Here is an 18,896-nt window from a genome sequence, read left to right on the forward strand (position 1 = left end):
CCCTTGCTCCAGGGCACTGCACCTAGCGCAACAGTCCACAGGGAAATCCCATGACCAGCCCCTTCAAAGTCGTCGCCGTCTCCGGCGGCACCTATCGCCCGTCCCGCACCCTGGTACTCACCCAGGCCCTGATCGCCGAGCTTGGCCAGTCGCTGCCGATCGACAGCCGGGTCATCGAGCTGACCGACATCGCCGCGCCGCTGGGCGCTACCCTGGCGCGCAACCAGGCGCCGGCGGAACTGCAGGCGGTGCTCGACGAGATCGAAAGCGCCGACCTGCTGCTGGTCGCCTCGCCGGTCTACCGTGGCTCCTATCCGGGCCTGCTCAAGCACCTGTTCGACCTGATCGACCTCAACGCCTTGATCGACACCCCGGTGCTGCTCGCCGCCACTGGCGGCACCGAGCGCCACGCGCTGGTCCTCGACCACCAGTTGCGCCCGCTGTTCAGCTTCTTCCAGGCGATCACCCTGCCCATCGGGGTCTACGCCAGCGAGGCCGACTTCGACAACTACCGGATCGTCAGCGAGCCGCTGAAGGCGCGCATCCGCCTCGCCGCCGAGCGCGCCGCGCCGCTGTTCGGCGGACGCTCCGAACTGTTGAAGATCGCCTGAGGTGCGCCGATGAACGTGTTCTGGTTCCTCCCGACCCACGGCGATGGCCACTTCCTCGGCACCAGCCAGGGCGCGCGGCCGGTCTCGCTGCCTTACCTGAAGCAGGTGGCTCAGGCGGCCGACAGCCTCGGCTACCACGGCGTGCTGATCCCCACCGGACGCTCCTGCGAGGACTCCTGGGTGGTGGCCTCGGCGCTGGCGCCGCTGACCGAGCGCCTGCGCTACCTGGTGGCGATCCGTCCGGGAATCGTTTCGCCGACCGTCTCGGCGCGGATGGCGGCGACCCTCGACCGCCTGTCCGGCGGGCGCCTGCTGATCAACGTGGTCACCGGCGGCGATCCCGACGAGAACCGCGGTGACGGCATCCATCTTGGCCACGCCGAGCGCTACGAGGTCACCGACGAGTTCCTTCGGGTCTGGCGGCGCGTCCTGCAGGGCGAGGCGGTGGACTTCCACGGCAAACACATCCACGTGGAGAACGCCAAGGCGCTCTATCCGCCGCTGCAACGGCCGTATCCGCCACTGTACTTCGGCGGCTCCTCGGAGGCCGCCCACGAACTGGCCGGCGAACAGGTGGACGTCTACCTGACCTGGGGCGAGCCGTTGCCGGCGGTGGCGGCGAAGATCGCCGACGTGCGCCAGCGGGCGGCTCGCCATGGGCGTACGGTGAAGTTCGGCATCCGCCTGCATGTGATCGTCCGCGAAACCGCCGAAGAGGCCTGGCACGCCGCGGACAGGCTGATCGAGCACATCTCCGACGAGACCATCGCCGCCGCGCAGCAGTCCTTCGCCCGTTTCGACTCCGAAGGCCAGCGGCGCATGGCCGCGCTGCACGGCGGCCGCCGCGATCGCCTGGAGATCCAGCCGAACCTCTGGGCCGGGGTCGGCCTGGTGCGCGGCGGCGCCGGCACCGCGCTGGTCGGCGATCCGCGGCAGGTGGCGGAGCGCATCGGGGAGTACGCCGAGCTTGGCATCGACAGCTTCATCTTCTCCGGCTATCCGCACCTGGAAGAGGCCTACCGCTTCGCCGAACTGGTCTTCCCGCTGCTGCCCGAACCCTACGCCAGCCTGGCCGGCCGTGGGCTGACCAACCTGACCGGGCCGTTCGGCGAAATGATCGCCAACGACGTGCTGCCGGTTAGCGCCGGCGCTTGAGCAGCCGGGCCCCCGAGGAGAAACGCCCTGTGAATGCGAAGACCCGCCCCGAGGCGCAAACGCCGTTGCAGATCGCCCGGCGCCTGGCCGCCGATTTCGCCGAGAACGCCGCCGAGCGCGACGTCGCCGGCGGCACCCCGAAGGCCGAGCGCGACGCGTTGCGCCGCAGCGGCCTGTTGTCGCTGATCATCCCGCGCGAATACGGCGGCCTGGGGGCGAGCTGGAGCGAAACCCTGCAAACCGTGCGCGAACTGGCCCGGGTCGACAGCTCGATCGCCCACGTCTACGGCTTCCAGCACCTGATGCTGGCCACCGTGCGCCTGTTCTCGCGGCCCGAGCAATGGCAGCCGTGGTTCGAGCTGACCGCGCGCAACCGCTGGTTCTGGGGCAACGCGCTGAACCCGCTGGACAACCGTACCGCGGCCCGGCGCTTCGACGGCTGGCGCGAGTTCTCCGGGAAGAAGAGCTTCTGCTCCGGCGCCCGCGATTCGGAGATGCTCATCGCCTCGGCGCTGGACGGCGAGGGCGGGCCGCTGCTGATCGCCGCCATCCCCACCGCGCGCAGCGGTATCAGCCTGGGCCAGGATTGGGACAACATGGGCCAGCGGCAGACCGACAGCGGCAGCGCGATCTTCGAGCGGGTGCGGGTGGAGGAGAGCGAGTTGCTGCTCGATCCCGGGCCGCTGAGCACGCCGTTCGCCTGCCTGCGGCCGCTGATCGCCCAGTTGATCTTCACCGAGGTGTTCCTCGGCATCGCCGAAGGCGCCTTCGAGGAGGCTCGCCAGTACACCCTGCGCGAAGCGCGACCGTGGTTCCGCTCCGAGGTCGCCGAGGCCAATGCCGACCCCTATGTGCTGGCGCGCTACGGCGAATTCTGGGTCGGCCTGGAAAGCACCCGGGCGCTGGTCGAGCGCGCCGCGCAGCGCCTCGACGCCGCCTGGTCCAAGGGCCCGGCGCTGGACGCCAGCGAGCGCGGCCAGTTGGCCCTGGCCATCGCCGCCGCCAAGGTCGCCGCGACGCGCAACGGCCTCGACCTGTGCAACCGCATGTTCGAAGTCACCGGCGCCCGCTCCACTCACGCCGCCCTGCGCCTGGACCGCTACTGGCGCAACCTGCGCACCCAGACCCTGCACGACCCGCTGGACTACAAGATCCGCGAGCTGGGCGACTGGGCGCTGAACCAGTCACCGCCGCAACCGACCTTCTACTCATGAACGCTTCTACCCATACTCCCGACCGGCTGCTGACGCTGCCACGTTCGCCGAACCTGGCGACCTCGATCCGCGCCACCGCCCAGGTCTTCGAGGACCCGAAGTCCCAGGCCCTGCTCGAACACCTGCGCCAGGTGGCGCCGAGCGAGGCCAGCGTGCTGGTGATCGGCGAGACCGGCACCGGCAAGGAACTGGTGGCGCGGCATATCCACAACCTCAGCGCGCGGCGCAACGGCCCGTTCGTGGCGGTCAACTGCGGGGCTTTCTCCGAGTCGCTGGTGGAAGCCGAGCTGTTCGGCCACGAGAAGGGCGCCTTCACCGGCGCCCTGGCGGCCAAGGCCGGCTGGTTCGAGGAAGCCAACGGCGGCACCCTGTTCCTCGACGAGATCGGCGACCTGCCGATGCCGATCCAGGTCAAGCTGCTGCGTGTGTTGCAGGAGCGCGAGGTGGTGCGCCTGGGTTCGCGCAAGAGCATCCCCATCGACGTGCGCGTGCTGGCGGCGACCAACGTGCAACTGGAGCGGGCGATCAACGCCGGGCACTTCCGCGAGGACCTGTACTACCGGCTCAATGTCGTCAGCCTGGAGCTGTCGCCGTTGCGCGAGCGACCCGGCGACATCCTGCCGCTGACCCGCCACTTCATCGCCGAGTACAGCCGTCGCCTGGGCTACGGCCAGAGCCAGTTGAGCCCGGAGGCGGCGCAGAAGTTGCGCGCCTATTCCTGGCCGGGGAACATCCGCGAGCTGGAGAACGTCATCCACCATACCTTGCTGATCTGCCGCGACGGGCTGATCCGCACCGATGACCTGCACCTGTCCAACCTGCGCCTGGAGCGTGGCGATGAGCTGGCGCGCGGGGGCCCGGCGAGCGGCGCCGTCGAGCACCTGTTGCAGCAGGCTTTCCAGCGTCTGTTCGAAGAGCAGGGCGAGAACCTCCATGGGCGGGTCGAGGATGCCCTGCTGCGCGCGGCGTACCGTTTCTGCCACGGCAACCAGGTGCATACCGCCAACCTGCTGGGACTCAGCCGCAACGTCACGCGCACGCGGCTGATCGCCATCGGCGAGCTGGTGGTGAACAAGCGCGGTGGCCAGCGGATCGATGGCGAGCGGGCGGTGCGGTTGTCGATCTGAGTTCAGGCGCTCGGGATCGCGGCGGATAAGCGCAAGCGGTTATTCGCCCAACCTCCCGCGACTATCCGCCGTGCCGGCGCTGCGGCATTCGCCCAAACCCAGCCGGGCGCAGTAGACTCGGCGCTTTGCGGAGCGTCTGGCTCCGCGCTCTGCGCCAGGTGGAACCGCCCGATGCCCGATACCTCTCCCGATCTGCCGGCCATGTCGCCGCTCGCCGCCTATCGTCAGGCCGTGGAACAGCGCGGTTTCGCTCCCGACGAGGCGCAGCGGCGCGCCGCCGAGGCGCTGGAGCGTTGTTTCCAGGCCCTGCACGAGCCGCACCGCCACGGCGCGATCCAGGGCGTCTACCTGTGGGGGCCGGTGGGGCGCGGCAAGACCTGGCTGATGGACCACTTCTACCAGTGCCTGCGCGTGCCCGCGCGGCGCCAGCACTTCCACCACTTCATGCAGTGGGTGCACCAGCGCCAGTTCGAACTGACCGGCACCGCCGACCCGCTGCGCGCCCTGGCCCGCGAGTTGGCGCGGGACGTGCGGGTGCTGTGCTTCGACGAGCTGTTCGTCAGCGACATCGGCGACGCCATCCTGCTCGGCAGCCTGCTGCGCATCATGTTCGAGGAGGGCGTGGTGCTGGTCGCCACTTCCAACCAGCCGCCGGAGCAGTTGTACGCCGACGGCTTCAACCGCGAACGCTTCCTCCCGGCGATCGAGGCGATCCAGCGGCACATGGCGGTGGTCGCGGTGGATGGCGGCCAGGACCACCGCCTGCATCCCGGCCGGGCCGAGCAACGCTACTGGGTGGTGGAGGCGGGGCAGGCGGGCGGTTTCGCCGAACTCTTCGCGCGCCTGAGCGCCGGCGAAGTGGTGTCCGCGCAGCCCATCGAGCTGGGGCACCGCCCGCTGGCGGTGCGCCGGCACAGCGAGTCGGTGCTCTGGTGCAGCTATGCGCAGCTCTGCGAGGTACCGCTGTCGGCGCTGGATTTCATCGGCCTTTGCGACCGCTACCGGGCGATCCTGATGGACGACCTGCCGTGCCTGAGCGCCAGCCAGCGCGAAGGCCGCATAGCCCGTGGCACCGAGGACGGCGCGCAACTGGTGGAGGCGGGGGATCGCGAATTGCCGCAGCTGTCGGTGCACGACGACGGCGTGCGGCGCTTCATCGCCCTGGTGGACGAATGCTACGACCGCAAGGTGCCGCTCTACCTGGAGGCCAGGGTGCCGTTGGAGGCACTTTATACCGAGGGCTACCTGGCCTTCGCCTTCCGTCGCACCCTCAGCCGGCTGCGCGAGATGCAGCTGGCACGCTTCGGCAGCGACAGCGCCGGCTAGCGCCGCGCCGCCGAAGCGGGAACTACGGATGGCCGCCCGCGCTCATCCGCCGGCCAGGCCGAGGCTCAATAGCCGTGCCGGCGCAGCAGCGCGTCCATGTCTTGCGCCGCCGGGCGGCCCTGGAACTTCAGCAGTTCCGAGGTGCGGTTGGTGAAGAAACCGTCGACGCCGGCCGCGCCTAGGGCCTTGAAGTCTTCCGCCGAGTCCACCGAGTAGGCATGGATGAACAGCCCGCGCGCGTGGGTCATGCGGTTCATCCAGGGTTTCACCAGGTCGGCGTAGCTCTGTTCGCCGCGTTCGCTGAGGGTCGCCGAGGGCCCGGTGCCCAGCGCACCGTGGGCCTTGGCCCAGTCCAGCCAGGCGCCGAACTCGGCTTCGGACTTCACTTCCTGCCTGGCGTAGAAGGCTGCCTTGTCGGTTTCCCCGGATTCCTTGAAAGTCACTGGCGAGCGGGCTTCCAGGTAGCCGTCGCCGAGCCACAGCAGGAGAATCTTCGGCACTTGCGGCATGCTTTCTTGCAGCAGTTCCAGGCTGCTCTTCTCGAAGGTCTGCAGGATCACCCGGCCATTGCCGTGGGCCACGTCGACATGCCCGGCGGCGGCACGCTCGCGGGGTTGCAGCCAGCCGCGGCGTTCCAGCAGCTTGCGCAGGTCGTCTTCGATGCCGGGGAATTGCGCCGGTACCTTGGTTTCCAGGTACAGGCCCGGCTTGTTGGCGCCGCCCTCGGCGATGTCGAGCATCTCGTCGAGGGTGAGGATGCGCAGGCCGACGAAGCCGGGCCGGGCGCGCTCGGGGAAGGCGCGATTGAACCAGGAGCCGGCGTCCAGGCGCTTGAGTTCGGCGAGAGTGAAGCTGCTCACCGGGTCCTTGGCGCGCCCCGGAAAGACCTCGGCGACGTCGGTGGTGCGCTCCAGGGTGTCGTCGTGGAGGGCGACCAGCACGCCGTCGCGGCTGCGCTGCACGTCGGCTTCCAGGTAGTCGGCGCCGAGGTCGCGGGCCAGCAGGTAGGCCGCGGCGGTTTCCTCGGGGGCGTCGTACGAGGCGCCGCGGTGGGCGATGACCGCCGGCCAGGGCACGCCGGCGGCGGCGCTGAGGGCCTTGCCGGACGGCTCCGCGGCCTGGGCGGCGAGCCCCGCCGTCAGGCCGAGGAGGCCCAGGGTCTTGAATGTTCCTTGCCAGAATCTTTGCCGCATGAGGCGCCTTTCCTTCTTTCTTTTTCACGGGATTGCCGACCAGTCTGGCGTCGCCGGATGACCGCAGGACGACAGATACAGGTCTGTCCGGTGCGGGGAAAGATGCGCTGTCGCGGCGACGCTGGTTCCTGTCGCCCTCGGCAAAGCGCCAGCCCTCCCAGGCCGGGAGGGCGGATTCTACAGGCGTTTGTTCAGCAGGCGGGCCAGGCGGTCGCCGCCGAACTGGATCAACGTGACCAGCAGCACAAGGACGATGATCACGGTGAGCATCACCTGGGTGTCGAAGCGCTGGTAGCCGTAGCGGTAGGCCAGGTCCCCCAGGCCGCCGGCACCGATCGCGCCGGCCATGGCCGAGGAGTTGATCATGGTCACCAGGGTGATGGTGAAGCCGCCGACGATGCCCGGTCGCGCCTCCGGCAACAGTACGTTGCAGATGATGTGGCGGCGTTCGCAGCCCATCGCCTGGGCCGCCTCCACCAGGCCGTGGTCGACTTCGCGCAGGCTGACCTCGGCGATCCGCGCGAAGAACGGCGTGGCGGCGATGGTCAGCGGCACCACCGCGGCCCAGACCCCATAGCTGGTGCCGACGATCATCCGGGTAAAGGGAATCAGCGCCACCATCAGGATCAGGAACGGCACCGAACGCAGCACGTTGACCAGACCACCCAGGATGCGATTGAGCAGGCGCGCCTCGAAGATCCCGCCCGGCCCGGTGGTGACCAGTACCAGGGCCAGCGGGATACCCACCAGCAGGACGATGGCGGAGGACGCGCCGATCATCAGCAGCGTATCGAGGAAACCTTGCCAGAGCCGTTCAAGCATGGGCGACATGGCCGAGCACCTCCACCTTGTCCGCCACCAGCGCGGCCTTCGCCAGCACGCCGGGCAGTTCGCCGGGCGGCGCGCCGACCTGTAGCAGCAGGCGCCCCAGGGCGCGGCCCTGGATCCGCTCTATGCCGCCGTGGAGCAGGTCGACGCGCTGGCCGATGGCCCTGGCGATGGCCAGCAGGTCCGGCACCCGTCGGCTGGCGCCGGTGTACTGGAGATCGAGCAGCACCGGGTCGCCGGCGCCGGGAGCCTGGCGCAGGCGCGCCTGGAGGTCGGCCGGGAGGGCGGCGCGCAGGCTGCCGAGCAGGCTTCGGGTGACGGCATGGCGCGGATCGCCGAAGACTTCCCAGACTTCGCCCTGTTCGACGATGCGGCCGCATTCGAGGACCACCACGCGGTCGCAGATCTCGCGGATGACCGCCATCTCGTGGGTGATCAGGACGATGGTCAGGCCCAGCCGGCGGTTGATGTCGCGCAGCAGCGCGAGGATCGCCTGGGTGCTCTCCGGGTCCAGCGCCGAGGTGGCTTCGTCGCAGAGCAGGATCTGCGGCTGGTGCACCAGCGCGCGGGCGATGCCGACGCGCTGTTTCTGCCCGCCGGAGAGCTGCGCCGGGTAGGCGTCGCGTTTTTCCTCCAGGCCGACCAGTTGCAGCAGCCCGGCGACCCGCTCCTCGATCCGTGCCCGGGGCACCCCGGCCACCCGCAGCGGCAGGGCGATGTTCTGCCACACGGTCTTGGCCGACATCAGGTTGAAGTGCTGGAAGATCATGCCGATGCGTCGGCGCAGGGCGACCAGACGCTGGCCGTCGTAGCCGCCGATGTCCTCGCCGTCGATCAGCACCTGCCCCTCGCTGGGACGCTCCAGGCGATTGAGGGTGCGGATCAGCGAGGACTTGCCGGCGCCGCTGCGGCCGATGATGCCGAACACTTCGCCGCGGCGGATTTCCAGGTCGATCTCCCGCAGGGCCTGGACCCCGCCGGGGTAGCGCTTGCCCAGGCCGTGGAGGCGGATGTGCGGCGTGGAGGCGCGCGTGTCGGGCGCCGTCGGGAACGGTTCGAGGGGCAGCAGGCTCGGGGGAACGGTCATGGTCGTCACTCCCAGCCCGGCTGGTACAGCGTGCCATGGGCCTTGTCCAGTGCGGCGCGGACCACCGGCGAATGCTGGTAGATGTCAACGAAGCGCGCCAGGCGGCCGTCGCGGTCCTGGTAGTCGCCGCGGGTGACGAACTGGATCACGTATTCCCGGTTGTCGATCCCGTCGAACAGCAGCGCCCGGGTCGGGTCGATGGTCCCGGCCAGGCGCAGGTAGTGCGGGTAACCCTGGGCCAGGTCGAAATCGTCGAGGGCGCGCGCCAGTTGCACCGCCTCCAGCTCGGTGATGCGGATGTCCTTCGGGTTGTCGACGATATCGTCGAGGGTCGCCTTGTAGCCGACGCCGTCCCTGAGCTTCAGCAGGCCGGCCTTCTGTAGCAGTTGCAGGCCGCGGCCGCCATTGATCGGGTCGTTGGCGATGGCCACGCTGGCGCCTTCCGGCAACTCTGCGAGGCTGGCGTAGCGCTTCGAATAGAGCCCGACGTTGTTGATGATCCCCGGCGCGAACGGCTTCAACTGGAAGCCGCCTTCGCGGTTGGCGTTTTCCAGGAAGGGCACGTGCTGGAAGTAGTTGGCGTCGATGTCGCCCTGGGCGAGGGTGATGTTGGGGGCGTTCCAGTCGCTGAACTCGACCAGTTCGACCTTCAGTCCCTGCTTGCCGGCTTCGCTCACGGCGACTTCCAGCGGCGGGGCGAAGGCGGCGGTGGTGCCGATCTTCAGCGGGGCGTCGGCGGCCTGGGCCGGGCCGCTGCCGAGGAGGACGGCCAGGCTCAGGGTTTTCAGGGTGTTCAGCATGGTGGGCTCCTGAACGAAAGGGAAACTGGGGTCAGGCCTGGCGCTGGCGCGCGGCCGGGTGCTGGCGGAAGGCGGCGCCGGCGTGTTCCGCCTGCAGGCGCGCGCGGCCGCCGCCGAAGAGCTTCTCCCGCAGGGTGCCGGGGGCGTAGGCGGTCTTGTAGCTGCCGCGTGCCTGCAACTCGGGCACCACCAGGTCGATGAAGTCGGCGTAGCTCTCCGGCTCCACGGTGCGGGTCAGGTTGAAGCCGTCCAGGCCGGTATCGGCGATCCAGCCTTCGAGATCGTCGGCGACCTGGCGCGGGTCGCCTACCAGGGGCACGTAGCGGCCGCCCAGGGCCAACTGGTCGAGGAGCTTGCGCACGGTGGAGTCGGTGCGCGCCACGGTGAGGTTCTTCACCACCGACTCGATGGCGTTGTTCTTCTCGTAGCGGATCGGTTCGTCGAGCCCGTAGCGCGACAGGTCGATGCCGCTGGAGCTGGCGAAGTGCGCCAGGCCGGCCTCGGGGCTGGCGTAGCGGCGGTACTCGGCATGCTTGTCGCGGGCCTCGGCCGCGGTGGCGGCGACGATCACGTTGATGCCCATGAAGATCCTGATGTCCTCGGCGCGACGGCCGGCGCCGACCACCGCCGCGCGGATGCGCTGCACCAGTTGGCGGGTGGCCTCGCGGGTCTGTCCGGAGACGAACACGCATTCGGCGTGGCGCGCGGCGAAGGCCAGGCCACGCTCCGAGGAGCCGGCCTGGAACAGCACCGGGGTGCGCTGTGGAGAGGGCTCGGCGAGGTGGTAGCCCTCGACCTGGTAGAACTCGCCATGGTGGCGGACCTTGTGGATCTTCTCCGGCTGCGCGTAGACCCGTCGCTGGCGGTCGGCGAGCACCGCGTCGTCTTCCCAGCTGCCTTCCCAGAGCTTGTAGAGGACCTCCAGGTACTCGTCGGCGCGGTCGTAGCGGCGGTCGTGCTCGATCTGCGCGGACTGGCCCATGGCCTTGGCCGCGCTTTCCAGGTAGCCGGTGACGATGTTCCAGCCGATCCGCCCGTCGCTCAGGTGGTCGAGGGTCGAGAGCCGCCGGGCGAACGGGTAGGGCGCCTCGTAGGTGAGGTTGGCGGTGACGCCGAAACCCAGGTGCTCGGTGACCCCGGCCATGGCCGAGACCAGCATCAGCGGGTCGTTCACCGGCAACTGGACGGCTTCGCGGGCGGTCACCTCGATGCCGCCCTGGTAGACGTCGTAGACGCCGAGGATATCGGCGATGAACAGGCCGTCGAACAGGCCGCGCTCCAGCAGCCGGGCCAGCTCGGTCCAGTGGCGCAGTTTGCGGTAGTCGCTGGAGCGGTCGCGCGGGTGGGTCCAGAGGCCGTGGTTGATATGGCCGACGCAATTCATGCTGAAGGCGTTTAGGAGAATCTGCTTCTTGCTCATGGCGGTTCCTTCGGCGTTCAGAGCGTGCCGCGGCGTGGCGGCAGGCGGCCGTTGAGGTAGTAGTCGCCGACCGCGTGGTACTTCCAGCGCACCGGGTCATGCAGGGTGTGTACGCGGGCGTTGCGCCAGTGACGGTCGAGACCGAGTTCGGCGAGACAGGCGCGGCTGCCGCCAAGCTCGATCAGCTTGCTGCCGGCCAGCAGGGCGACCTCGGTGGTCAGCGCGCGGGCTTCGGCGACGGCGATCGAGGCGGCCGCCACGCTTTCCGCGTCCGGCTCGGCGGTGGCCCGGTCGAGCACCCGCCCGGCACGCTCCAGCAGCGCTTCGGCGGCGTGCAGGCGGATCGCCAGGCGGCCGATCTCATGGATGGTCAGTGGGTCGTCGCTGGCCTTGTCGACGCCGGAGTCGACCCAGGGCCGAGCGCGCTCGCGGACGAAACGCAGGGTGTCCTCGAAGGCGCCGCGGGCGATCCCGGCGTCGATCGCCGCGTGGAGGATCTGCGCCAGCGGGCCGACGGTGGTCGGGCGCTCGAAGGCGTCCTGGAACGAGACCACGTCCTCGGCGGCCACCGCTACCCGGTCGAACAGCGCCGAACCGCTGCCGGTGGTGCGTTGACCGAAGCCGGACCAGTCGTCGACGATTTCCAGCCCGGCGCTGTCGCGCGGGACGAAGGCCAGTTGCTGGCGGCCCTCGTCGTCCACCGCCAGGGTCGGCACCCGCTGCGCGTAGAGTGCGCCGGTGCAGTAGAACTTGCGCCCGTCCAGGCGGTAGCCGTCGCCGTCGGCGCGTAGGCGGGTACGGCGCTCGCTGGCGGTACGCGTGCCGATCTCGGCCAGGGCGTTGCCGAAACGCTCGCCGGCCAGGGCGGCGCCGAACAGGCGACCTTTCTGCGCCGGCGAGCCGTTCACCCGCAGCACTTCGAGGGCGTAGAAATGGTTCTGCGGAATCTGCCCCAGGGAACTGTCGGCGGCGCTGACGATCGCCACCACCTTCGCCAGGGTCACCCGCGAGACGCCGGCCCCGCCGTATTCGCGGGGCACCGCGATGCCCCACAGGCCGGAGCGGGAGAACAGTTCCAGTTCTTCCAGCGGCAGGCGCCGCTCGCGGTCGCGCTGGATGCTTTCGCGGGCGAACAGGGCGGCCAGCTCGCGGGCCGTTTCCAGGGCTTCGTCGTCGCTGCCGATGCGATGGGCAGCGGCCGTGGGATTGTCGCGCGTAGCGTGTGCGAGGCTCATCGGGCGCTCCTCAGATCCATGAGTGACGCGCCGGACGGGCGCCGTTCAGGTAGTAGTCGCCGACCGCGTGGACCTTCCAGCGCACCGGGTCGTGCAGGGTGTGGGTGCGGGCGTTGCGCCAGTGCCGGTCGAGGTTGAACTCGGCGAGCGTGGCACGGCTGCCGGCCAGCTCGAAGAGCTTCTCGCTGGCGGCCAGGCTGATCTCGGTGCTCAGCACCTTGGCCTCGGCCACGGCGATCGAGGCGCGTGCCGCCGACTCGGCGTCCACCGGCCGTGCGGCCACCTCGTCGAGGACCTGCCCGGCCTTCTCCAGCAGGGCGTTGGCGGCGTGCAGCTCGATTTGCAGGCGGCCGACCTCGGCGATGCTGTAAAGCTCGTCGCTGGCGCGTTCGACCTGGGCGTCGATCCAGGGCCGGCTGCGTTCGCGGACGAACGCCTGGGCGTCGTCCAGCGCCGCCTGGGCGATGCCGGCGTCGATGGCGGCCTGGATCAGTTGCGAGACGGCGCCCTGGAGGCTCGGGATCTCGGCCAGCAGGCCGTTGTGGATCAGCATGTCGCCGGCTACCGGAACCTCGTCCAGCAGTACCGTGCCGCTGGCGGTGGTGCGCTGGCCGAAGCCGGACCAGTCGTCGACGATGCGCAGGCCGGGAGCGCCGCGCTCGACGAAGAGCATCACCGCGCGCTCTTCCTCGTCGATGGCCTTGACCGCCACCCAGTGGGCGAACAAGGCGCCGGTGGAGTAGAACTTCTCGCCGCTGACCCGGTAGCCGTCGCCGTCGCGACGGACCCGCGCCTTCAGCTCCAGGGTGTGGCGGGTATTGCGCTCCGGGCCGGCGTTGGCCAGCCGGCGGCCGTCGAGGATGCCACGGAACAGCTTGCGTTTCTGCGCCGGGCTGGCGACGTTGTCGATCACGCTGAGCAGGCCGAACTGGTTCTGCGGAATCTGTCCGAGGGCCGGGTCGGCGGCACAGATGACGCGGAACACCTCGGCCAGGGTCACGTGGGAAACCTGCGCGCCGCCATAGGCGCGGGGAATGCCGATGCCGCCCAGGCCGAGGCGGGTGAAGAGTTCCAGTTCCTGCCAGGGCAGGCGTCGTTCGCGGTCGCGTAGCGCCGCTTCGCGACGGGCCAGTCCGGCTACCTCGTGGGTGGCCTGCAGCGCCTGGGCGTCGTTCTCGATGAGGCGTGCCGGGAGTAGCCGGGGCGCCTGGTCACGAAGATCCTTGGGTGCGGTTTCGTCGGTCATGGTTCAGCCTTGCAGCGTGGTGGTTCCGCCAGCGGCATCGGTGTGGCGCGGCTCGCGGGTTCGGTGGTGCGGGTGGAACGCCTGGAGGAGGGAGGGGAAACAGGCGGTAACGACATGCTCGCTGGGCACCTCTGGCAGTTCGGATAGGTGGCTGGCGCGATCGCCAAGCCTCTGCCAGGTCTGTTTGCACAAGCCGTGCCGTTTGCTAATCAATAGAAAAATCAAAGAGTTGGCGGTTTGCTCCAACAGTTTCTGCTGGTCCGCGGGCGCTGCCTGTTGCTCCACTGTTGCCAGGGCAACAGTTACCGGCGGATTACAGCCGGATGCCGCGCGCCGGCGCCGTGCTGCTAGGGTGATAGGGTTTCGCGCGCGGCGGCCTGGCGCGCGCCCACCCACTCGGATCGTCGAAGGAACTCCCATGCAGAGCGCTAACGCTTCAGAACTCACCACCGACATCGCCGTGATCGGCGGCGGCGCGGCCGGCATCGGCGTGATCGCCAGCCTGCTGAAACGTTCGCCGGGGTTGCGTATCAGCCTGATCGAGCCGGCGGACACCCACTACTACCAACCGGGCTGGACCCTGGTCGGTGGCGGCGCCTACGCCCAGGGCGACACCGCGCGGCCGATGGCCGGGCTGGTCCCGGCCGGCGTGGAGTGGCTGCGCACCCGTGTCGAGCGGGTCGACCCCGAGGCGCGCCGGCTACTGCTGGAGAGCGGCGGCAGCCTGGAATACCGCAACCTGATCGTCTGCCCCGGCCTGCGCCTGGCCTGGGAGCGCATCGAGGGCCTGGAGGAGACCCTCGGGCGCAACGGTGTCACCTCCAACTACCGCTACGACCTGGCGCCCTACACCTGGGAGCTGGTGCGCAGCCTGCGCGGCGGCAAGGCGCTGTTCACCCAGCCGGCGATGCCGATCAAGTGCGCCGGGGCGCCGCAGAAGGCCATGTACCTGTCCTGCGACCACTGGCTGCGGGAGGGCGTGCTGCAAGACATCGAGGTCGAGTTCGACCTGGCCGGCGCGGCGTTGTTCGGTGTCGCCGATTTCGTTCCGCCGCTGATGGAGTACGTGCGCAAGTATTCGGCCGAGCTGGCGTTCAATTCCAACCTGGTGAAGGTCGACGGCGCGGCGCGCAAGGCCTGGTTCGAGGTGAAGGACGCCGACGGCAACACCAATCTGGCGGAAAAGGACTTCGACCTGCTGCACGTGGTGCCGCCGCAACTGCCGCCGACCTTCGTCGCCGCCAGCGGCCTGGGCGACGCGGCCGGCTGGTGCGAAGTCGACCCGGCGACCCTGCAACATGTCCGCCATGGCGAGATCTTCGCCCTCGGCGATGTCTGCGGCACCGCCAACGCGAAGACCGCGGCGGCGGCGCGCAAGCAGATCGTGGTGGTGGCCGAAAACCTTCTCGGCCTGCGCAGCGGCCGTGGCCTGCCGCTGCGCTACGACGGCTACGGCGGTTGCCCGCTGACCGTCGAGCGCGGCCGGGTGGTGCTGGCGGAGTTCGGCTATGCCGGCAAGCTGCTGCCGACCTTCCCGCTGGAGCCCACCGCGGCCAGCCGCTTCGCCTGGCTGCTCAAGCGCCACGTACTGCCCTGGGTGTACTGGAACGCCATGCTCAAGGGCCGGGAGTGGCTGGCGCGGCCGGGGCGCTAGACCGGGCGGCAGCCCTCGGCCTGACTCTCCGCACGGCCGCCCTCAAAGCTCGTGGGCGAACGGCAGGTCCGGCCCCACCCGCGAGCAAGTGACCGCCGCCGCGCGGATGGCGAAGGCGAGCATCGCGTCGATCGCTTCCCGCGACAGCGCGACTAGCCCGGCCGGGCTGTCGGCGTCGAGGCGGCGGAGGTAGGCGAGGGTCGCCGCCTGGAAGGTATCGCCGGCGCCGACCGTATCGCGCAGCGCCAGGGCGGTATCCGCCGGGCGACTCCAGCTGCCGTGGGTGCAGTGCACGCTGGCGCCGACGCCGCCGTGGGTGACGAAGACCAGCCGGCAGCGCGGGTTCAGCCAGCCGCGGGCCACCTCGCCGGGATCGCGGCCGGGGTAGAGCAGGGCCAGGTCTTCCTCGCTGGCCTTGATCAGGTGCGCATGACTGGCGAAGGCCTCGACCCGGCGCCGCCAGAGGTCGATGTCCGGCTGCGGGTCGAGGCGCACGTTGGGGTCCAGGCTGACCAGGCGACGGCCGCTCTCGCGCCGGACCAGCGCCAGCAGGGTGTCGGCCACCGGCGTCACCACCAGGGTGTAGGAGCCGACGTGCAGCCCGCGTATCCGCCCATCCAGCGTCGGCAGGTGTTCCAGGCGCACCTGGCGGTCGGCGCAGCCCTCGCCGCGGAACTGGTATTGCGCCGAGCCGCTGGCGTCGAGGCCGACCATCGCCAGGGTGGTCGGGGCGTCGCTGGGCACCAGGAAGCCGCAGTCCACGCCTTCTTCTTCGAGCACCCGGCGCAGCCGCGCGCCCAGGTAGTCGCTGGACAGCCCGCCGAACAGCGCCGCCTCCACGCCCAGCCGGCGCAGGCCGACGGCGACGTTGAACGGCGAGCCGCCGGCGATCGCGGTGAAGCCCAGCTCGTTGCTGCGCGCAGCGCTTTCCAGGCTGAAGACATCGAAAAGGGCCTCGCCACACACCAGGTACATGCAGATCTCCAAAACGCCAGAAGAGGAAGGAAAGCCGGCCATTATCGCGGAGGCAGGTGCTCCAGGTAACGCCGGTAGGCCTGTTCGTAGGCAGCCTGTTGTCGCGCCTGGGGCTGGGTGCGGGTCGCCTCGTCGAGCGCCACGCAGCGCCGGCACAGGGCTTCCAGGCTTTCACCGGCGCCGCTTTCGCGGCCCAGGCTCCAGGCCGCCTGGAGCGCCGCGCCAAGGGCGGCGGCCTCGGTCTGCCGTGGACAGACCAGCGGCAGGCCGAGCAGGTCGGCGAGCGTCCGCCGCCACAGCGGGCTCTTCGCCGCGCCGCCGACCAGGCGGATTTCCTCGCCCGGCAGGCCGCTGGCGCGCAGCAGGTCGAGGCCGTAGCGCAGGCCGAAGGCGGTGCCTTCGAGCACCGCCCGGCAAAGATTGGCACGGCTCAGGTTGGCCGCGGTCATGCCATGCAGGCTGGCGCTGGCGTGCGGTAGCGCCGGAACCCGCTCGCCGTCGAAGAACGGCAGCATCAGCAGACCTTCGGCGCCGACCGGCGCCTGGGCGGCCAGCCGGGAGAATTCGTCGAGATCGAGGTGCAGCAGGTCCTGTACCAGGCCGCAGGCGCCGGTGAGGTTCATCGTGCAGGCCAGCGGCAGCCAGCCGCCGGACGAGGCGCAGAAGGTCGCCAGCTCGCCGTGCGGACTGACCAGCGGCCGCTCGGCATAGGCGGCCAGGGTGCCGGAGGTGCCCAGGCTGGCGGTGAGCAGGCCGGGGCGGATGTTGCCGGTGCCGATGGCGGCGAGCATGTTGTCGCCGCCGCCGCCGGCCACCCGCGTGTGGGGAGCCAGGCTAAGGGCGGCGGCCGCTTCGGGGCGCAGGTTGCCGATGCAGGCGCCGGGCTCGATCAGCTCCGGCAGCGCCGCCGCCAGGCGTCCGCCCGGCTCGACCAGCTCCAGCACGTCGCTGGCCCAGGTGCGCCGGCGCACGTCGAAGTAGCCGCTACCGGAGGCGTCGCCCGCTTCGCTGCAGACGCGGCCGGTGAGCCAGTGGTTGAGGTAGTCGTGGGGCAGGAGGATATGCGCGACGCGGGCGAACAGCTCGGGAAAGCGGCGCTTGCTCCAGAGCAGCTTGGACAGCGTGTAGCCCGGCGCGAGCACCAGCCCCAGGCGTTCCAGCGAGCCGGCCGGGCCGCCGAGGGCTTCCAGCAGCTCGCGGTTCTCCGCCGCGCTCTCGGTGTCGCACCAGAGCTTGGCCGGACGCAGCGCCCGGCCCTCGGCGTCGAGCAGGAGCAGCCCATGCTGCTGGGCGGAAACCGCCAGGGCGCGGACCTCGCGGCCGTCCACCGCGGCTTCTTCCAGGGCCATGCGTACCGCGCTGGCCATGGCTTCCAGCCAGTCCGCCGGGTCCTGCTCGCGGCGTCCGTCGCGGCCTTCCGGCGGGCGCTGCGCGGCGCTGCCCAGGCCCAGCGTGCGGCCGCTGCCGGCGTCGAGCAGCAGCGCCTTGCTGCCTTGGGTGCCGCAATCGATGCCGAGGAACAATCCGTGCATGCGGCCCTCCGGAGTCATTCGCCGAGTACCTGGCGCAGGGTTTCGCTGACGCCGTGCCGGCGCAGGCTGTCGTAGAGCCGCTCGAAGGCCTCGACGAAGGCCGCCGAGGCCGGGATCGCCGGGCCGAACACGGTCTCCACGCCGAGCAGGCGCCGGCCCAGGCCGTGGCGTTCGGCAACCAGCGCCTGGCATTCGGCGGCGCGCGGATCGGGAATCGGGTAGTGCTCGCCATGCTCGTCGACCCCGCCCAGGTACAGCGCCCAGGCCGCCACCACCAGGGCCACCCGTTCCAGCGGCCGGCCGGCGGCGATCAGCCGATTGGCGGTGGGGACGATGAACTTGGGAAACTTCGACGAGCCGTCCGAGCAGACCCGTTCCAGTTGGTCGGCGATGGCGCGGTTGGCGAAGCGCTCGACCAGGCTGTCCTTGTAGCGTTCCAGGTCGATCCCCGGTACCGGCGCCAGCAGCGGGGCCACGTCGCGGTCCATGAAGGCCCGCACGTAGCGGCGCAGCAGCGGGTCGCCGAGGGTCTCGTGGACGAAGCGGTAGCCGCGCAGGAAGCCCAGGTAGGTGAGCGCCAGGTGGCTGCCGTTGAGCAGGCCGATCTTCATCTCCTCGTAGGGCGTGACGTCGTCGGTGAACTGCACGCCGACCTTTTCCCAGGCCGGACGCCCGGCGCTGAAACGATCTTCCAGCACCCATTGCACGAAGGGTTCGCAGACCACCGGCCAGGCGTCTTCCACGCCGTGCCGTTGGGCCAGTTGGCGGCGGTGGGCGGGGCTGGTCATCGGGGTGATGCGGTCGACCATGGCGTTGGGAAAGCTGACGTGCGCCGCGATCCAGCGCGCCAGCCCCGGGTCGAGCCGTTCGGCGAAGGCCAGCAGCGCCTTGCGCGCCACCTCGCCGTTGTGCGGGAGGTTGTCGCAGGACATCACGGTGAACGCCGGCACGCCTGTGTCGCGGCGCCGCCGCAGAGCCTCGCAGAGAAAGCCGAAGACCCCGCGCGGGGTCCGCGGGTTGGCCAGGTCGTGGCGCACCAGCGGCAACTCGGCGAGGAACTCGCCGCTGCCGTCGTCGATGCAGTAGCCGCCTTCGGTGATGGTCAGCGAGACGATGCGGATGGCCGGCTCGGCAAGCTTTTCCAGCAGCGCCTCGGCGCCGTCCTCGGCGAGCAGCATGCCGCTGATGGCGCCGATCACGCGGACCTCGGTGTCCGGCTGGTCGCCCAGCTCGTAGAGGGTGTAGAGGTAGTCCTGGGCGGCCAGGGCGTCGCGCATGGCGCGGTCGTCGCTGCGCAGGCCGGCGCCGCAGATCGCCCAGTCGAGGGCTTCGCCGCGGTTCATCAGGGCGTCGGTGTAGGCCGCCTGGTGCGCGCGGTGGAAGCCGCCGACACCGATGTGGACGATGCCCTGGCGCAGTTGCGCGGGGTCGTAGGACGGGCGGGCGACAGCGGTCGCCAGCAGGGGGAGGTGCTGCCGGTTGAGTTTCATCGG

The 18,896-nt window shown here is 70.2% G+C and carries 16 protein-coding genes; 6 read left to right on the forward strand and 10 right to left on the reverse strand.

Annotated elements, in window-relative coordinates; genetic code table 11:
* Positions 1-50 precede the first annotated feature (50 nt).
* From msuE to zapE, 5 genes are all read left to right on the forward strand, one after another.
* The gene (msuE, locus tag LE197_RS08605; protein WP_003089470.1) at positions 51-611 is read left to right on the forward strand and encodes an FMN reductase; all 561 of its coding nucleotides are present in this window, start codon (positions 51-53) and stop codon (positions 609-611) included.
* A gap of 9 nt (positions 612-620) precedes the next feature.
* The gene (gene ssuD, locus LE197_RS08610) at positions 621-1,766 is read left to right on the forward strand and encodes an FMNH2-dependent alkanesulfonate monooxygenase (RefSeq protein ID WP_031692936.1); all 1,146 of its coding nucleotides are present in this window, start codon (positions 621-623) and stop codon (positions 1,764-1,766) included.
* Between the two features lie 29 nt (positions 1,767-1,795).
* Positions 1,796-2,980, forward strand: a complete 1,185-nt coding sequence (locus LE197_RS08615; protein ID WP_031692937.1) for an acyl-CoA dehydrogenase family protein — start codon at positions 1,796-1,798, stop codon at positions 2,978-2,980.
* On the forward strand, positions 2,977-4,107 hold the full coding sequence (locus tag LE197_RS08620; protein ID WP_031692938.1) for a sigma-54 interaction domain-containing protein: 1,131 nt from the start codon (positions 2,977-2,979) through the stop codon (positions 4,105-4,107). The genes LE197_RS08615 and LE197_RS08620 overlap by 4 nt, the downstream gene beginning before the upstream one ends.
* Positions 4,108-4,278: 171 nt before the next feature.
* Positions 4,279-5,433: a cell division protein ZapE gene (gene zapE / locus LE197_RS08625; protein WP_023101249.1), complete on the forward strand. Its 1,155-nt coding sequence runs from the start codon at positions 4,279-4,281 to the stop codon at positions 5,431-5,433.
* Positions 5,434-5,498: 65 nt separating this feature from the next.
* Here the strand turns inward: zapE and LE197_RS08630 are convergent, their stop codons facing one another.
* The 7 genes from LE197_RS08630 to LE197_RS08660 form a co-directional block, all read right to left on the reverse strand.
* The gene (locus LE197_RS08630) at positions 5,499-6,626 is read right to left on the reverse strand and encodes a glycerophosphodiester phosphodiesterase (RefSeq protein ID WP_003124592.1); all 1,128 of its coding nucleotides are present in this window, start codon (positions 6,624-6,626) and stop codon (positions 5,499-5,501) included.
* 177 nt (positions 6,627-6,803) lie between these two features.
* On the reverse strand, positions 6,804-7,457 hold the full coding sequence (locus LE197_RS08635) for a methionine ABC transporter permease (RefSeq protein WP_003111646.1): 654 nt from the start codon (positions 7,455-7,457) through the stop codon (positions 6,804-6,806).
* Positions 7,441-8,550, reverse strand: a complete 1,110-nt coding sequence (locus tag LE197_RS08640; protein WP_073646974.1) for a methionine ABC transporter ATP-binding protein — start codon at positions 8,548-8,550, stop codon at positions 7,441-7,443. The genes LE197_RS08635 and LE197_RS08640 overlap by 17 nt, the downstream gene beginning before the upstream one ends.
* A complete protein-coding gene (locus LE197_RS08645) occupies positions 8,547-9,341 on the reverse strand; it encodes a MetQ/NlpA family ABC transporter substrate-binding protein (protein WP_003115004.1) in 795 nt (264 codons plus the stop codon). The genes LE197_RS08640 and LE197_RS08645 overlap by 4 nt, the downstream gene beginning before the upstream one ends.
* A 31-nt stretch (positions 9,342-9,372) precedes the next feature.
* Positions 9,373-10,761 carry an LLM class flavin-dependent oxidoreductase gene (locus LE197_RS08650; protein ID WP_031692940.1) on the reverse strand — a complete coding sequence of 463 codons (1,389 nt, stop codon included), beginning with the start codon at positions 10,759-10,761 and terminating at the stop codon, positions 9,373-9,375.
* A gap of 17 nt (positions 10,762-10,778) precedes the next feature.
* Positions 10,779-11,996 carry an SfnB family sulfur acquisition oxidoreductase gene (locus LE197_RS08655; RefSeq protein ID WP_003089457.1) on the reverse strand — a complete coding sequence of 406 codons (1,218 nt, stop codon included), beginning with the start codon at positions 11,994-11,996 and terminating at the stop codon, positions 10,779-10,781.
* 10 nt (positions 11,997-12,006) lie between these two features.
* Positions 12,007-13,242 (reverse strand): SfnB family sulfur acquisition oxidoreductase, encoded by a 1,236-nt coding sequence (locus LE197_RS08660; RefSeq protein ID WP_031692941.1) that lies wholly within the window; start codon positions 13,240-13,242, stop codon positions 12,007-12,009.
* A 418-nt stretch (positions 13,243-13,660) separates the two neighbouring features.
* Here LE197_RS08660 and LE197_RS08665 point away from each other — a divergent pair, with 418 nt between their 5' ends.
* Complete coding sequence (locus LE197_RS08665; protein WP_023434705.1) at positions 13,661-14,896, forward strand: FAD/NAD(P)-binding oxidoreductase; 1,236 nt, start codon at positions 13,661-13,663, stop codon at positions 14,894-14,896.
* 42 nt (positions 14,897-14,938) lie between these two features.
* Here LE197_RS08665 and LE197_RS08670 read toward each other — a convergent pair whose 3' ends face one another.
* The 3 genes from LE197_RS08670 to LE197_RS08680 are packed head-to-tail and all read right to left on the reverse strand — an operon-like array spanning position 14,939 to position 18,893.
* A complete protein-coding gene (locus tag LE197_RS08670) occupies positions 14,939-15,871 on the reverse strand; it encodes a carbohydrate kinase family protein (protein WP_031692942.1) in 933 nt (310 codons plus the stop codon).
* A 41-nt stretch (positions 15,872-15,912) separates the two neighbouring features.
* Complete coding sequence (gene xylB, locus LE197_RS08675) at positions 15,913-17,421, reverse strand: xylulokinase (RefSeq protein WP_078451569.1); 1,509 nt, start codon at positions 17,419-17,421, stop codon at positions 15,913-15,915.
* Positions 17,418-18,893 carry a mannitol dehydrogenase family protein gene (locus LE197_RS08680; RefSeq protein WP_031692944.1) on the reverse strand — a complete coding sequence of 492 codons (1,476 nt, stop codon included), beginning with the start codon at positions 18,891-18,893 and terminating at the stop codon, positions 17,418-17,420. The genes xylB and LE197_RS08680 overlap by 4 nt, the downstream gene beginning before the upstream one ends.
* Positions 18,894-18,896 lie beyond the last annotated feature (3 nt).

The organism is Pseudomonas sp. PS1(2021) (assembly GCF_020405165.1).
In the GTDB taxonomy this organism is placed as follows: Bacteria; Pseudomonadota; Gammaproteobacteria; order Pseudomonadales; family Pseudomonadaceae; genus Pseudomonas; species Pseudomonas aeruginosa.